The organism is Streptomyces puniciscabiei (genome assembly GCF_006715785.1).
GTDB lineage: Bacteria > Actinomycetota > Actinomycetes > Streptomycetales > Streptomycetaceae > Streptomyces > Streptomyces puniciscabiei.
This window is the reverse complement of the sequence record NZ_VFNX01000001.1, coordinates 2,876,507-2,892,423: the sequence shown is the minus strand read 5'-3', so window position 1 is coordinate 2,892,423 and position 15,917 is coordinate 2,876,507. Positions and strand designations below refer to the sequence as shown.

The 15,917-nt window shown below is 72.8% G+C and carries 15 protein-coding genes; all 15 read left to right on the top strand.

The features are described from left to right. The first annotated feature begins 4 nt into the window (after nt 1-4). The 15 genes from pyrE (at nt 5) to FB563_RS13105 (ending at nt 15,826) form a co-directional block, all read left to right on the top strand. Entirely contained in the window at nt 5-553 is a 549-nt protein-coding gene (gene pyrE, locus FB563_RS13175) for an orotate phosphoribosyltransferase (RefSeq protein ID WP_055708108.1), read from the top strand. Nucleotides 554-697: 144 nt separating this feature from the next. Beyond that, on the top strand, nt 698-1,720 hold the full coding sequence (fbaA, locus tag FB563_RS13170) for a class II fructose-bisphosphate aldolase (protein WP_055708107.1): 1,023 nt from the start codon (nt 698-700) through the stop codon (nt 1,718-1,720). Nucleotides 1,721-1,788: 68 nt separating this feature from the next. After that, the gene (locus tag FB563_RS13165; RefSeq protein ID WP_142218669.1) at nt 1,789-3,243 is read left to right on the top strand and encodes an MFS transporter; all 1,455 of its coding nucleotides are present in this window, start codon (nt 1,789-1,791) and stop codon (nt 3,241-3,243) included. Between the two features lie 90 nt (nt 3,244-3,333). Further along, complete coding sequence (locus tag FB563_RS13160; RefSeq protein WP_142218668.1) at nt 3,334-3,747, top strand: DUF3151 domain-containing protein; 414 nt, start codon at nt 3,334-3,336, stop codon at nt 3,745-3,747. A 149-nt stretch (nt 3,748-3,896) separates the two neighbouring features. Then, a complete protein-coding gene (locus FB563_RS13155; protein WP_055709022.1) occupies nt 3,897-4,745 on the top strand; it encodes a tryptophan 2,3-dioxygenase family protein in 849 nt (282 codons plus the stop codon). Continuing rightward, on the top strand, nt 4,738-5,922 hold the full coding sequence (gene kynU / locus FB563_RS13150; RefSeq protein WP_055709023.1) for a kynureninase: 1,185 nt from the start codon (nt 4,738-4,740) through the stop codon (nt 5,920-5,922). The genes FB563_RS13155 and kynU overlap by 8 nt, the downstream gene beginning before the upstream one ends. Nucleotides 5,923-6,120: 198 nt before the next feature. Next, entirely contained in the window at nt 6,121-7,017 is an 897-nt protein-coding gene (locus tag FB563_RS13145; RefSeq protein WP_055709024.1) for an alpha/beta hydrolase, read from the top strand. Nucleotides 7,018-7,208: 191 nt separating this feature from the next. Continuing rightward, on the top strand, nt 7,209-8,348 hold the full coding sequence (locus FB563_RS13140) for an alpha/beta hydrolase (protein ID WP_142218667.1): 1,140 nt from the start codon (nt 7,209-7,211) through the stop codon (nt 8,346-8,348). Next, the gene (locus tag FB563_RS13135) at nt 8,341-9,663 is read left to right on the top strand and encodes an acyltransferase family protein (protein WP_142218666.1); all 1,323 of its coding nucleotides are present in this window, start codon (nt 8,341-8,343) and stop codon (nt 9,661-9,663) included. The genes FB563_RS13140 and FB563_RS13135 overlap by 8 nt, the downstream gene beginning before the upstream one ends. A 10-nt stretch (nt 9,664-9,673) precedes the next feature. Beyond that, nucleotides 9,674-11,221, top strand: coding sequence for a sensor histidine kinase (locus tag FB563_RS13130; protein ID WP_425281730.1), 1,548 nt, complete (start codon nt 9,674-9,676; stop codon nt 11,219-11,221). Then, nucleotides 11,218-11,898, top strand: a complete 681-nt coding sequence (locus FB563_RS13125) for a response regulator (protein ID WP_055709836.1) — start codon at nt 11,218-11,220, stop codon at nt 11,896-11,898. The genes FB563_RS13130 and FB563_RS13125 overlap by 4 nt, the downstream gene beginning before the upstream one ends. Nucleotides 11,899-12,007: 109 nt before the next feature. Then, nucleotides 12,008-13,348: a sensor histidine kinase gene (locus FB563_RS13120; protein WP_079049089.1), complete on the top strand. Its 1,341-nt coding sequence runs from the start codon at nt 12,008-12,010 to the stop codon at nt 13,346-13,348. After that, nucleotides 13,345-14,010, top strand: a complete 666-nt coding sequence (locus FB563_RS13115) for a response regulator (protein ID WP_055709834.1) — start codon at nt 13,345-13,347, stop codon at nt 14,008-14,010. Before FB563_RS13120 ends, FB563_RS13115 begins: the two co-directional genes overlap by 4 nt. Before the next feature lie 26 nt (nt 14,011-14,036). Next, the gene (locus FB563_RS13110) at nt 14,037-14,531 is read left to right on the top strand and encodes a hypothetical protein (RefSeq protein ID WP_055709833.1); all 495 of its coding nucleotides are present in this window, start codon (nt 14,037-14,039) and stop codon (nt 14,529-14,531) included. Between the two features lie 71 nt (nt 14,532-14,602). Next, a complete protein-coding gene (locus FB563_RS13105; protein ID WP_055709832.1) occupies nt 14,603-15,826 on the top strand; it encodes a cytochrome P450 in 1,224 nt (407 codons plus the stop codon). Nucleotides 15,827-15,917 lie beyond the last annotated feature (91 nt).

Below are 15,917 nucleotides of genomic sequence, written 5' to 3'. Positions count from 1 at the left end.
CGGCATGACGGACGTACGTGGCGCGCTGCTGCAGCAGATCAAGGACAAGGCCGTGGTGCACGGCAAGGTGACCCTCTCCTCGGGTCTGGAGGCCGACTACTACGTCGACCTGCGCCGCGTCACCCTCGACGGCGAGGCCGCCCCGCTGGTCGGCCAGGTCCTCCTGGATCTCACCGCCGACCTGGAGTTCGACGCGGTGGGCGGGCTCACCATGGGCGCCGACCCGGTCGCCGCGGCCATGCTGCACGCCGCCGCCGCGCGCGGGAGGAAGCTCGACGCGTTCGTCGTACGGAAGGCCGCGAAGGCGCACGGTCTTCAGCGGCGGGTCGAGGGCCCGGAGATCGCGGGCCGCCGGGTCCTGGTCGTCGAGGACACCTCCACCACCGGTGGCTCCCCGCTCACCGCCGTGGAGGCGGTGCGCGAGGCCGGCGCGGAGGTCGTCGCCGTCGCGACCATCGTGGACCGGGCCACCGGCGCCGCCGAGAAGATCGAGGCCGGCGCGGGGGTTCCGTACCGCTTCGCCTTCTCGAAGGATGAACTGGGTCTGGACTGACGACGCGGATTGACCTGGACTTGACCGGCGCATGGACCAGCCGTCCATGTCTGGAAAGATGGGGACGACGATGACGTCGCACACCCAGGTCTAGGTCAGGGCCGTAACGCAGCAATCCAACCCGCAACACCAAGGAGCGGACAGATGCCCATCGCAACCCCCGAGGTCTACAACGAGATGCTCGACCGGGCGAAGGCAGGCAAGTTCGCCTACCCGGCCATCAACGTCACCTCGAGCCAGACCCTGAACGCGGCGCTGCGCGGCTTCGCGGAGGCGGAGAGCGACGGCATCGTCCAGATCTCGACCGGCGGTGCCGAGTTCCTCGGCGGCCAGTACAGCAAGGACATGGTCACCGGCGCGGTCGCCCTCGCCGAGTACGCGCACATCCTCGCCGAGAAGTACCCGGTCAACATCGCGCTGCACACCGACCACTGCCCGAAGGACAAGCTCGACGGGTACGTACGCCCGCTGATCGCGGTCTCCGAGGAGCGCGTGAAGGCCGGCAAGAACCCGCTGTTCCAGTCCCACATGTGGGACGGTTCCGCCGAGACCCTCGCCGACAACCTCGCCATCGCCCAGGAGCTGCTGGAGCGCACCCGCGCGGCCAACATCATCCTGGAGGTCGAGATCACCCCGACCGGTGGCGAGGAGGACGGCGTCTCCCACGAGATCAACGACTCCCTCTACACCACGGTCGAGGACGCGATCCGCACCGCCGAGGCCCTCGGCCTGGGCGAGAAGGGCCGCTACCTGCTGGCCGCCTCCTTCGGCAACGTGCACGGCGTGTACAAGCCGGGCAACGTCGTGCTCCGCCCCGAGCTGCTGAAGGAGCTGAACGAGGGCGTGGCGGCGAAGTTCGGCAAGGCCTCCCCGTTCGACTTCGTCTTCCACGGCGGCTCCGGCTCCACCGAGCAGGAGATCCTCACCGCGCTGGAGAACGGCGTGGTGAAGATGAACATCGACACGGACACCCAGTACGCCTTCACCCGTCCGGTCGCCGCCCACATGTTCCAGAACTACGACGGCGTCCTGAAGGTCGACGGCGAGGTCGGCAACAAGAAGGCCTACGACCCGCGCACCTGGGGCAAGCTGGCCGAGGCGAGCATGGCCGCGCGTGTCGTCGAGGCCACGCAGAACCTGCGCTCGGCGGGCAACAAGATCAAGTAAGCGGTACGTCCGTTCCGCGGCGGGCCCGGCGGCTGTCCTCGGCCGCCGGGCCGCTGTATACCTGGGACGTGCCCGATGTCCGGCTGGCCTCGCCCCAGGGCAAGTGGATCCTGTTCACCACGGTCCTCGGCTCCAGCATGGCGCTGCTGGACTCGACCGTCGTCAACGTGGCGCTGCCGCGCATCGGCGAGGACCTGGGCGCGAGTCTGGCCGCCCTGCAGTGGACGGTCAACGCGTACATGGTCACGCTGGCCGGACTGATCCTGCTGGGCGGCTCGCTGGGGGACCACTACGGCCGCCGGAAGATCTTCCTGCTGGGCGTGGTGTGGTTCGCCGCCGCGTCCCTGCTGTGCGGCCTGTCGCCGAATCCGGGGATCCTCATCGCCGCGCGGGCGTTGCAGGGCATCGGCGGCGCGCTCCTGACCCCCGGCTCCCTCGCCATCATCCAGGCGTCCTTCCACCCCGACGACCGCAGCCGGGCCGTCGGCCTCTGGTCCGGCTTCGGCGGCATCGGCGCGGCGGTCGGCCCCTTCCTGGGCGGCTGGCTGGTGGCCGGCCCCGGGTGGCGCTGGGTGTTCCTGCTGAACGTCCCGCTGGCCCTGCTGTGCGTACCGGTGGCGCTGCGGCACGTGCCGGAATCCTCCGACACCGGCAGCCGGGGCCGCTTCGACGTGCTCGGTGCCGCCCTGGGCGCCCTGGCCCTGGCCCTGCTGACGTACGCACTGATCGAGGCGAGGTCGGGTTCCCTGGCCGTGGCGCTGACCGGGGTGGCCGGTGTGGCGGCGGCGGTGGCCTTCGTGCAGGTGGAGCGGCACCGCCCGGCGCCGATGCTCCCGCCGGACATCTTCGCCTCCCGCCAGTTCACGGCGGTCAACCTGGTCACCCTGTGCGTGTACGCGGCGTTCGGCGGCTTCTTCTTTCTCACCGCGCTGCAGTTGCAGGTGGTGGCGGGCTACTCGCCGCTGGCCGCGGGTACGGCGCTGCTTCCGACGACGGCCCTGATGCTGTTGTTCTCCGCCCGCTCGGGCGCCCTGGCCGACCGCACGGGCCCGCGCCTGCCCCTGACGGTCGGCCCTCTCCTCTGCGCGGCGGCGATGCTGCTGATGCTGCGGGTGGGGAGGGACGCGGACTACCTGACGGACGTGCTGCCCGCCCTGCTGGTCATGGGCGCGGGCATGGTGACCCTCGTAGCCCCTCTGACGGCGACGGTGCTCGCCTCGGTCGACACCGCGCGTGCGGGCCTGGCCAGCGGCATCAACAACGCGGCGGCGAGAGCGGCGGGCCTGATCGCCGTCGCCGCGCTGCCCCTGCTCGCGGGGATGGGCCCGGAGGCGTACCGGGTGCCGTCGGCCTTCGACGCGGCGTTCCGGCGGGCGATGCCGATCTGCGCGGCGGTGCTGGTGGCCGGCTCCCTCCTGGCCTTCACCCTGGTCCGCCGTCCGGCCCCCGGCTGCCGCCACCCGGAATGCCACGTACACGGCTGCGTCACGGCTCCGCCGCTGGAGGGGGAACGGCAGGGCTAGGCCCTGTCGTTCGGATCACCCGCCGTGGCCGCGGCACACCTGTGCACGGCCCCGGCACACGGACCCGTGAGGTGAGCCAGACTGGACCCCATGACAATCCACGAAAACCTCCTCGGCGGTCCGCCCCCCACCCACCTCCCCGACGACCCCGAGCCCCGCGAACAGCTCGCCGCCGGTGCCGCCCCCACGGACGTCGCCGCCAAGTACCCCACCTCCTCCCTCGCCTGGGCCCAGCTGGCGGACGACGCGTTCGGGCGCGGCGCGGTCGTGGAGTCGTACGCCTATGCCCGTACGGGCTACCACCGCGGCCTGGACGCCCTGCGCCGCAGCGGCTGGAAGGGCCACGGCCCGGTGCCCTGGGAGCACGAGCCGAACCGCGGCTTCCTGCGCGCCCTGCACGCCCTCGCCCGCGCCGCCCAGGCGATCGGCGAGCAGGAGGAGTACGAGCGCTGCACACAGTTCCTGAAGGACTCCTCGCCCACGGCGGCCCAGACCCTCGGCTAGCCGACGCACGTCACCGGTGTGGCCCGTCTGGCAGCGGACGGGCCTTGCCGTATCGGGGCCCATTGCGGAGGATGCCGGTGGGGACCGGGGCCCCCGTGCCGGCATCGGCAGGGGCGGACCGCTACCCGGAGCAACAACAGGAGACAGCGATGTCCCAATCGGCTCAGCAGTCCTTGGAGACTCAGGAGCCCGAGACTCCGCATCTCGATTTCGCGGGCACGACGCCGTACGAGGACTACGTCAGGGCGGACGTGCTCACCCACCTCCAGCACACCCTCTCCGACGATCCCGGAGAGATGGTCTTCCTGGTCACGACCCAGGTCATGGAGCTGTGGTTCACCGTCATCGTCCATGAGTGGGAGACCGCGGCGGCCGCCCTGCGCGGGGACGACGTACCGACCGCGATCGCCGCGCTGAAGCGTTCCGTACGGGAACTGGAGGCCCTCAACGCCTCCTGGACACCCCTCGGCCAGCTCACCCCGGCGCAGTTCAACTCCTACCGCAGCGCCCTCGGCGAGGGCTCCGGCTTCCAGTCGGCGATGTACCGGCGCCTGGAGTTCCTGCTCGGCGAGAAGTCCGCGTCCATGCTGGTCCCGCACCGCGGCGCCCCCCGCGCGCACGCGGAGCTGGAGAAGGCGCTGCACGAGCCGAGCCTGTACGACGAGGTGCTGCGGCTGCTCGCCCGGCGCGGGCACGCGATCCCCGGGTCCGTCCTGCACCGGGACGTCTCCCAGCGCTACGAGCCCTCCGAGGCGGTCGAGCGGGCCTGGGCGGCGATCTACTCCGGCGACCAGGACACCGAACTCGCGCGCCTGGGCGAGGCGTTGACCGACGTGGCCGAACTCGTCTGGCGCTGGCGCAACGACCACCTGGTGGCCACCCGCCGTGCGATGGGCGCCAAGCCCGGCACGGGCGGCTCGGCCGGCGTGGCCTGGCTGGAGAAGCGCGCCCGCAAGAACGTGTTCCCGGAGCTGTGGACGGCGAGGTCCCATGTCTGAACTTGCCCTGGAAGCACAGAAGTTGGATGCGGCGGACGAACTGGCGCCGCTGCGTTCCCGTTTCGTCCTGGACGACGTCGTCTACCTGGACGGCAATTCGCTCGGCGCGCTGCCCGCGAACGTCCCCGACCGGGTGGCCGACGTGGTCCGCCGCCAGTGGGGCGAACTGCGCATCCGCTCCTGGGAGGAGAGCGGCTGGTGGAGCGCGCCCGAGCGGATCGGCGACCGGATCGCCCCGCTGGTCGGCGCGGCGGCCGGGCAGATCGTCGTGGGCGACTCCACAAGTGTCAATGTCTTCAAGGCACTTGTTGCCGCGGTACGGATGGCGGGCGAGGACCGGACCGAGATCCTGGTGGACGCCACGACCTTCCCGACGGACGGCTACATCGCCGAGTCGGCGGCCCGCCTGACCGGCCGTACCCTGCGCGCGGTGACGCCGGCGGAGGTACCGGGGGAGCTGGGCGACCGTACGGCGGCGGTGCTGCTGAACCACGTCGACTACCGCACGGGCCGGCTGCACGACCTGCCGGGTCTGACCGCCGCGATCCACGCCGCCGGCGCCCTCGCCGTCTGGGACCTGTGCCACAGCGCGGGCGCGCTGGAAGTGGGCCTGGACGAGCACGGGGTCGACCTGGCGGTCGGCTGCACCTACAAGTACCTGAACGGCGGCCCGGGTTCCCCGGCGTACCTGTACGTCCGCCGCGATCTCCAGCCCCGCTTCGACTCCCCGCTGCCCGGCTGGAACTCGCACACCGACCCCTTCGGCATGAGCCCGTCGTACGCCCCGGCGCCGGGCGCTCTCCGCGGTCGCGTGGGCACGCCGGACATCCTGTCCATGCTGGCCCTGGAGGCGGCCCTGGACGTCTGGGACGGCGTGTCCGTCGCCGCCGTCCGCGCCAAGTCCCTCGCGCTGACCGACTTCTTCCTGCGGTGCGTGCGGGCGTACAGCGAGCCGGGGCGGGTCGAGTCCGTGACCCCGGAACGCCACGAGGAGCGCGGCAGCCAGGTGGCGCTGCGCTGTGACGACGCGGGCGAGGTGATGAAACGCCTGATCGCCCGGGGTGTCGTGGGCGACTTCCGGCACCCCGACGTCCTCCGCTTCGGCTTCACCCCGCTGTACGTCGGCTTCGGCGAGGCGGAGCGGGCGGCCCGGATCCTGGGGGAGGAACTGGCGTAGGGGCGTCCGGGAGAGGCCTGGAGAGGCCAGGGAGAGGTCTGGGGGACTCCTCTCCCGGGCCTCTCCGCGCAGAACCGTTTATCCCTCACCCTGCGTGACATCCCCATGTCCCCGCACGTCACCGGCCTGATACCGTCCCGCCAACGGCGAACTGGTCGGTCAGACGCCAAAAACGTTCCATCGCTGAGAGGTTGGAGCATGCCGGACGACGCCGCAGCAGCCCGCGCCGCCGCCGAAGAGGAGTCGGCCTTCTCGCACGCCCCGGTCGACCCCGACGCCACCTCCGCGTACGGCAGCCACCCCGACCAGGTGATCGACTTCTACGCCCCCCGGACCGCCACGGAGTCCCCCGCCCCTGTGGTGGTGGTCCTGCACGGCGGCGCCTGGCGGGCCCGTTACGACCGTCGCCACATCACTCCCTTCGCCGACTTCCTGGCCCGCCGGGGCTACGCCGTGGCCAACGTCGAGTACCGGCGCGGCGGTGACCCGCTGATCCCCGGGCAGAACAAGGGCGACGGCGACGCCATCCCTCCGGCCGGCCGCTGGCCCGACACCTTCGACGACATCGCGGCCGCCCTGGACGCGCTGCCCGCTCTGGTCCGTCAGGCGCTGCCGCAGGCGGACCCCCGCCGCACCGTGCTGACGGGCCACTCGGCCGGCGGCCACCTCGCGCTGTGGGCAGCCGCCCGCCACGTCCTGCCCGCGGACGCCCCGTGGCGCACCGACGGCCCGGCCCTCCTCCGTGGTGTCGTGGCCCTCGCCCCGATCGCGGACTTCGAGGTCGCGGAGAAACTGGACGTCTGCGGCAACGCGAGCCTGCAACTCCTCGGCGGCCACGACACCTTCGCCGAGCGCCGCCCCTACGCCGACCCCGTCCTGCTCCTCCCGACGGGCATCGCGACCACGCTCGTCCAGGGCCGTACGGACCTGGAGGTGCCGCAGGCGGTGGCCGAGTCGTACGCGGACGCGGCGGCGAAGGCCGGCGAGGTGGTGGGTCTGACATTGCTGGAGGACGTCGGCCACTTCCCGCTCATCGACCCGGCGGCGGACGCGTGCGCGGTGGTGGCGGAGGAGATCGCCCAACTGGCCTGGTAGCGGGGGCCACTCACTCCTGTGGGGCTGATCCCTGTGGGCCGTCCCGTGCGGGTCGGCCCCGGTGATACCCGTAGTACTTGAGAGCTACCCCGCAGAACAGCTCCCTGGCGGGACGCGGGCGATACGCCCTCCTCCATAACTTCCTTGTCGGACAAGCCCGATGGCCGGGCGGTCCGAAAGGAAGCCCGCCCATGGGACCCACCCACGAGACCACACATCCCCAGCCGCCGACGGCGATCACGCCCCACGGGGGCCACCCGCACCCGACGACGAAAGGAGCACGGGTGGTGCGGGTGGGAACACAAGCCCGGCCGAAGGCCGGGTGTCCACCCACGGACCCGCAGCCGAACACGCACAACACGCACAAAGCTCACCGCACCCGGAAATGGCGCCGCGCCCTCCTCGCCACCCTCCTCACCGCCGCCATAGCCGCCCCCCTCTCCGGCGCCGCCCGCCCCCAGATCCCCGCACCGCCCCCCGCCGCGCTCCCCCCGATCACGGCGACGACCCTCCAGGCGACCTACGCCGCCAACCGAGCCAATGCCACCCGCGCCGCCGACATGGCCGCCGCGCACGGCGACACCCACCGCGCCACCGCCGACCGCACGTTGGCCGCCCCGTCCCGCCACCTCCTCGCCTTCGACGGCCGAGGGCCGGGCCAGGCCACGGAGGTGCTCGGCGACCTCGCCCACGCCGACCACATCGCCGTCCTGGTCCCCGGTTCGGACACCTCCCTGGACACCTACGCCCGCTTCCACCAGGCGGCCGCGGCCCTGTACACGGACCTCACGCACCGCGCACCCCGGGGCACCCGCACCGCGGTCGTCGCCTGGCTCGGCTACGAGACACCGGCCACGGTCAGCACCACGGTGACCACAACCACCCGCGCCAAGGAGGCGGCCCCGCACCTGCGCGCTCTCATGGGCCACCTGCGCGCCGTGGCCCCGGCGCAGGCGCACGTCTCACTGATCTGCCACTCCTACGGCACGGTCGTCTGCGGCCGGGCCGCCGCCGGTCTGGACGCCGACGCCATCGTCCTCGTCGGCAGCCCCGGCACCGGGGCCGACTCCGTCGAGGCCCTGCGCACCCGCGCAGGAGTCTGGGCGGCCCGCGGCGGCGAGGACTGGATCGCGAACGTCCCGCACGCCGGCGCCACCCTCTTCGGCACCACCGTCGGTTTCGGCGCCGACCCGGTCTCCCGCGCCTTCGGCGCCCGGGTCTTCGACGCCGGCGACGCCAACCACAGCGGCTACTTCACCCCGGGCTCGGCCTCCCTCACCAACCTGGCCCGGATCACCCTCGGCCAACCCCCGGAGGCCCCCCATGCCTGACCCGACCCCGACCCGCCCCCACAACACCCCACCGGTCCCGGCTCCCCGGCCCCCTTCCTCCAACTCCCCTGCCTCCACCGCCCCCCGCACGGTCCCGGAGCCGCCGCCGGCGATCGCGCCCCATGAGGGCCACCCCCTCTCCGCCCTACGCCGATCCGCCCGTCACCTCGACACCGTCACCCCCGCCTCCCGGGACCGAGCCGTAGACGCCCTCCGGGCGATCGCCATCCTCGGCGTCGTCCTGGGCCACTGGCTGGTGACCGCACTGGTCGCCAAGGACGGCGGCCTGCACACCACCAGCCCGCTGCAGCACATGCCCCACCTCGCCCCGGTCTCCTGGCTGTTCCAGACCCTGGCCGTGTTCTTCCTGGTCGGCGGCCATGTGGCAACCCGAAGCCTCGCCACCGCCCGCGCCAGAGGCGACACCTACCGCTCCTGGCTGCGCGCCCGCCTGACCCGCCTCCTCCGCCCGGTCGCCGCACTCCTGTGCCTGTGGGCGGTGACCGTCACGGCCCTCCTCCTCACCGGCGCGCCGCTCGCCACCGTCGAGGCCCTGCTCAAGCTGGCCCTGTCACCGTTGTGGTTCCTGCTGGTCTTCGCCGGCCTGACGGCCGCCACCCCGCTTCTCACCCGCCTCAACCCGCTCTGGCCCCTCGCCGTCGTCCTGCACGTGGACCTGCTCCGCTTCGGCCTGCACACCGGCCCGTCCTGGCTCGGCTGGCTGAACCTCCCGGCGGGCTGGCTGGTCCCGTACACCCTGGGCGCCGCCTGGACCCGGGGCGAACTGGACAGCCGCCGCGCGGCCCGGGTCCTGTTCCTCGGCGGTACGGCGGCCACGGCCGCGCTCATAGCCTGCGCCGGATACCCGGCGTCCATGGTCGGCGTCCCCGGCGCACGGATCTCCAACCTCGACCCCCCGACCCTGGCGGCCGTCACCTTCGGCCTGGCCCAGTGCGGTCTCGCCCTCCTCCTCCGCGAAAGGCTGCGCCGCGCGATGGCCCGCCCGGTGCTGTGGGCTGCGGTGGCCCTGGTCAACCTCTCCGCGATGACGATCTACCTCTGGCACCAGACGGCCATGATGGCCACGACGGCCACCGGCCTCCTGGCAGGCCGGCTGCCCGGCCTGCACACCGCGCCGGACTCCGTGGGCTGGGTGGCGTACCGCCTCGCCTGGCTCCCCGTCTTCGGACTGGTCCTCGCCCTGTGCCGGACGGCCTTCCGGCACCACGAACAGGGCCCCCGCCGCCCCCGAAACCGCAGGTCCCAAGTGGTCCGCCGTCATCTGCCCCCAGCGAAGAACCCACGCAATGCCTAGTGTTGACCTCGTGAAGCCCGCGGCCGCCGACGGTGAGAACGCCCCCCAGGGGCCACCCGCACCCGACCACGCCCCCGCGGCGGCCGGTGCACCCACCCCCGAGGCCACCCGGCGCCGGCTGCGCGCCTGGCTCGGTGAGAACCCGTCGCCCCAGTCACCTCCCTTGTCCCGGCACCGCTGGGCCCGTCTCCTCACCTACCTGTTCACCTTCTACTTCGCCCTGGCGATCGCCCTCGGCGGCGGCGAGGAGCTGGCCAACACCTACGGCTTCACCGCGGCCGTTGCTTTCCTCAGCACGTTCCTCCAGGCCGCGGCCGTGGTCCTGGCCCTGTGGCGCCCGGTGCCCGCCTGGGCCCTGTCCCTGACCGGAGCCGTCGCCACCGCGCTGCTCGCCCGCCGGCAGCTGGCAGTGCCGGGGCTCCGGCTGCCCGTCCCCTTCTGGCCCTGGGACACACCCCTCCTGCTGGCCCACATGGCCGTGCTGCTGCTTCTGGCCCTGCGCGTCCGGTTCCGTGGGACGGTCGCCGCGCTCGTGACGACCGCCCTGGTGACGGCCGTTGTGGAGGGCGGCATGGGAGCGGTGCGCTACTCCCCGACAGGCACCGTCGCCGTCGGCCTGTTCGCGATCGCCACCGCCGTCGGCGCCGCCCTGCGCAGCCGCAGCGAGGCCCGTACCGAACTGGTCCAGCAGACGACGATCACCGCGGAGGAACGGGCCCGGCGCACCCTCCTGGAGGAGCGCAGCCGTATAGCCCGTGAGCTGCACGACGTGGTCGCGCACCACATGTCGGTGATCTCGATCCAGGCGCAGGTGGCCCCGCACCTGGTGCAGAACCCCTCGGAGGAGCTGAAGGAGAACCTCGCCGGCATCCGCCACAACGCCCTGGAGGCCCTGACCGAGCTGCGCCGGGTCCTCGGGGTGCTGCGGTCGGAGGACCCGGACGACCCCGAGGCCCTCGAGGAGACGCACCGGCTGTCCGCCCCCGGCACGGGCCCGGCCCCCGACGCCCCGCAGCCGAACCTCGCCCGCCTGGACGCCCTGATGGAGAACACCAGGGCGGCCGGCCTGGACGTGGTCAAGACGGTCGTGGGCGAGCCGCGCGGCTATCCGCAGGGTGTGGAGCTGTCGGCGTACCGGATCGTCCAGGAGGCCCTGAGCAACGTCCTGCGGCATGCCCCGGGCGCGCGGGTCAGCGTCGAGGTCCTCCACCATCCCCACGGGATATGCCTGGACATCACCAACTCCCGGCCCAGCCGTCCGGCCCCGCCGTCCCCGGGCAGCGGGCACGGCCTGCTCGGCATGCGGGAGCGGGCGGCGATGCTGGGCGGCCACGTGGTCGCGGCGGGCGAGCAGGACGGCGGCTTCCGGGTGACCGCGTTCCTGCCGCGCGACGGCACCCCGGTGCCGGCCGGCCTCGCCCTGCCCGCCGCGTTCCGGCGCCGGCCGTCCTCCGGCACCACCCCGGAGCCTGACCCTGGCCCCACCCCTGAGCCGGCCTCCGGCCCCACCCCTGATCCGTACCCGCCCGAGCCCCCGACAGGAGAACAGGACCCATGACGAGCGGTGGCGGTCCCATCCGCGTACTCATCGCCGACGACCAGCAGATGGTCCGGCAGGGTTTCGGCGTGCTGCTCAGCGCCCAGCCCGGCATCGAGGTGATCGGGCAGGCGGTGGACGGTCTGGACGCGATCGTGCAGACCGCCGAACTGGCCCCGGACGTGGTGCTGATGGACATCCGGATGCCCGAACTCGGCGGCATCGAGGCGACCCGCCGGATCACCGCCGAGCATCCCGCCATCAAGGTGCTGGTGCTGACCACGTTCGACCTGGACGAATACGTGTACGAGGCGCTGCGGGCCGGGGCCTCCGGCTTTCTGCTCAAGGACGCCTCCGCGGACCAGCTGGCCGAGGCCGTCCGGGTCGTGGCCGCGGGCGACGCCCTGCTCGCGCCCGGTGTCACCCGCCGTCTCATCGCCGAGTTCTCCCGTCTGGACGGCAGCCGCCGGGCCCCGCTCAAGCAGCGCGTCGGCGACCTCACCGAGCGGGAGACGGAGGTGCTGGCGCTGATCGCGCAGGGCCTGTCGAACGCGGAGATCGCCGAGCGGCTGGTGGTGGCCGAGCAGACCGTGAAGACGCACGTGGGCCGGATCCTGGTGAAGCTGGGCCTGCGCGACCGCACCCAGGCGGCGGTCTTCGCCTACGAGTCCGGCGTGGTCCGCCCCGGCGGCCGGTGACACCCGCGGTGACACCCGCAAGGGGCGACCCGTAGTACCTGAGGGGGACCCGCGAGAACCCCTCTCCAAGGTGACGACCGCGCCTCGCCGGCCGCCTACCGTTTCGTACGTGACCCAGACGACGCACACGCAGACGACACCGCCGGGCCCGGCCGGCCGGCCGCGCAGCCCGGAGTTCCGGCTGGCCGCGGACGCCTGGCGAGGGCTGCGGCAGGACCTGTTCCAGGACGCCTTCGCCTACGATCCGCTGCCCCGCATGAGCGCCGACGGCCGGGTCACCCGCCGTCTGTCCGGCGCGGTCTGGCTGCCGCACACGGTGGTGGCCGCCCTGGGCCTGATCGCGATGTCCCTCGCCGTGGCGGGCTCCTTCGAGTCCGGGCCGGCCACCCTGCTGTGCGGGCTGCTGGCGCTGGGGCCGGTCCTGCTGACGCTGGCGCGTCCGGTGGGCGCGTTCTGGTTCTCGCTCGGCGCGAGCACGGCCACCGCCCTGATCGGCCGGGGCGACTTCAGCGACTGGCCCTGGCTGCCGGGCAGCTTCCTGTCCCACCTGGTCGTGCTCACGGTCGTCGCGCTGCGCACCCGCCCGCGCACCGCGGCCTCGATGTGGGTGATGACCGCGGTCTACGGCTTCGTCACCGGAGGCGTCTTCGGCTGGCACCGCTACGACACCAATGTGACCCCGATGCTGCTCGTGTCGGCCCTGCTCCTGCTGGCCGTCACGGTCCGGCACATACGCCGGCAGGCCCAGCAGGAGGTGACCGCCCAGCAGACGGTCACCGAGCACGAACGCTCCCGCCGCACCCTCCTGGAGGAGCGCACGACGATCGCCCGTGAGCTGCACGACGTGGTCGCCCACCACATGTCGGTGGTCGCCATCCAGGCGGAGGCCGCCCCCTACCGGGTGGAGAACGCGCCGGAGGAGCTTCAGAAGGCGTTCGCCACCATCCGGGAGAACGCGGTGGCGGCCCTGACCGAGCTGCGCCGGGTCCTCGGGGTCGTACGCGCGGAGGACTACGAGGCGCCGGACGCCCCCCAGCCGACCCTGGCCGATCTCGACGGGCTGCTCGCCAACGTGCGGGAGGCCGGCCTGACGGTGGACAAGGCGGTGACCGGCGCGGTGCGCGAACTGCCGCAGGGCGTGGAGCTGTCGGCGTACCGGATCGTCCAGGAGGCCCTCAGCAACACCTTGCGGCACGCACCGGGGGCGAGCGCCCGCGTGGAGATCGGCTATGTCCTCGGCGGTCTGGGCCTGCGCATAGTCAACACCCCGCCGCCCGCGCCGCGCCTGACCAAGCCCTCTCCGGGCGCGGGGCACGGCATCACGGGCATGCGGGAGCGCGTGTCGATGCTGAGCGGCGAGATGACGGCGGGCCCGGCGCAGGACGGGGGCTACGAGGTGACGGTGTTCCTGCCGGCGCCGGCGGTGACGGAGAGCGAAGGGGCCGCATGACCATCCGCGTACTGATCGCGGACGACCAGATGATGGTCCGCGAGGGCTTCTCCGTCCTGCTGAACGCGATGCCGGACATCGAGGTCGCCGGCGAGGCCGTCAACGGGAGGGAGGCGGTGGACCGGGTCCGTGAACTCGCCCCGGACGTCGTGCTGATGGACATCCGCATGCCGGAGCTGAACGGCATCGAGGCGACCCGGGAGATCGTGGCGGCGGACGCGGCGGCGAAGGTGCTGGTCCTGACGACCTTCGACCTGGACGAGTACGTGTACCAGGCGTTGCGCGCAGGAGCCTCCGGTTTCCTCCTGAAGGACGCCTCGGCCCGTCAGCTGGCCGACGGGGTGCGGGTGGTCGCCGCGGGCGAGGCCCTCCTGGCGCCCTCGGTCACCAAACGCCTGCTCACGGAGTTCTCCCGCCTCTCGGACTCCCCGCGCCTGGTCCCGTCGGCCCACGCGGCCTACGGCGAACTCACCGAGCGCGAGACCGAGGTCCTGATCCTCATCGCCCAGGGCCTGTCCAACGCGGAGATCGCCGAGCGGCTGGTGGTGGCGGAGTCGACGATCAAGACCCATGTGAGCCGCATCCTGGTCAAACTGGGCCTCAGAGACCGCACCCAGGCAGCGGTGTTCGCGTACGAGGCGCGCTTGGTGACACCGGGCTGACGGGCGGCGCCGGATCCGAGGGAGCCATGGAACTGATACTCGACCCACCGCACGGAGTCGCACCGCTGCGTCTGGGGATGACGCTCGACGAGGCGATCGGGGCGGCGTCCGCCTGGGGCGAGCCAAGAGTGTTCAGGCGCCGGAGTTCGGCGCGGGTCTCCTGGTCCCTGGACGGGGTCGGGGTGCAGGCCCTGCTGGAGAGCAGCCCCACGGTCACCGCGATCGAACTGTGGTGGCCCGGCGAGGGCCGGGCCCAAGGCACCCGGGTCCTGCTCGACGGGGACGACGTCTTCGGCACACCGGCGCGGGACCTCTTCCGCCGGGCCACTGCGCGGGGATGGAGGGTCGACCGGTCGCGGCCCGAACAGCCCGTGATCCCCGGCGTGTCCCTGGGGTTCACCCGGCAGACCTCCCGGGAGGTGCCCCGTGATGCCGACGGTCTGCCGCTGTGTGTCACGTCCGTCCTCGTCGGCGGGAAGGACTACTACGACTTCCTTGACGGGGACCGGGGCCGAGCATGACGCCGGCGGCGGGGGAGCGCTGACGGGGCACCCCCTGGTCAGGGGTCCGTCCGGCGGGTTAGCGTCCCGGCATGGCAGGCTCTGACGACCTCGGTTTCGACCCCTGGGACCCGGCGTTCCTCGCGGACCCGTACCCCGCCTACGCCGAGCTGCGCGCACGCGGCCGGGTGATCCGGTACGAGCCGACCGACCAGTGGCTGGTCCCGCACCACGCGGACGTCTCGGCGCTGCTCCGGGACCGCCGGCTGGGGCGGACGTATCAGCACCGCTTCTCGCACGAGGAGTTCGGCCGGACCCCGCCCGCGCCGGAGCACGAGCCGTTCCACACCCTCAACGACCACGGCATGCTCGACCTGGAGCCGCCGGACCACACCCGGATCCGGCGCCTGGTGTCGAAGGCGTTCACGCCGCGCACGGTGGAGCGGCTGAAGCCGTATGTGCGGGGCCTGGCGGGCGATCTGGTGGCGGCCCTGGTCCGCAAGGGCGGCGGTGATCTGCTGGCCGAGGTGGCCGAGCCGTTGCCGGTCGCGGTGATCGCCGAGATGCTGGGCATCCCGGAGGCGGACCGGGGGCAGCTGCGCCCCTGGTCGGCGGCCATCTGCGGGATGTACGAGCTGAGCCCTTCGGAGGAGACCGCCGCGCGGGCGGTGCGGGCCTCGGTGGAGTTCTCGGAGTATCTGCTGACGCTGATCGCGGCCCGCCGCAAGGAACCGGGCGAGGACCTGATCTCCGGACTGATCGCGGCCCACGACGAGGACGACGACCGGCTGACCGAGCAGGAGATGATCTCCACGGCGGTCCTGCTGCTCAACGCGGGCCACGAGGCCACCGTCAACGCCACGGTGAACGGCTGGTGGGCCCTGTTCCGCAACCCCGGCCAGCTGGCCGCCCTGCGCGCCGACCACTCCCTGATCCCGTCCGCGGTCGAGGAGCTGATGCGCTACGACACCCCGCTCCAGCTCTTCGAACGCTGGGTGCTGGACGACATCGAGATCGACGGCACGACGATCCCGAGGGGCGCGGAGATCGCGATGCTCTTCGGTTCCGCCAATCACGACCCCGAGGTCTTCCGCGATCCCGAGCGACTCGACCTGACCCGCGCCGACAACCCGCACATCTCCTTCAGCGCGGGCATCCACTACTGCATCGGAGCCCCGCTGGCCCGCATCGAGCTCGCGGCCTCCATGACGGCCCTCCTGCAGCAGGCCCCCACGCTGACCCTGGCGGCGGAGCCGCAGCGCAAGCCGAACTTCGTGATCAGGGGCCTGGAGGGGCTGGACGTGGTGGTCGGCTGAGGCCCAGCCGGCCACCACGCCCAGCCGGCCACCACGCCCAGCCGGCCACCACGCCCAGCCGGCCACCACGCCCAGCCGGCCACCACGCCCA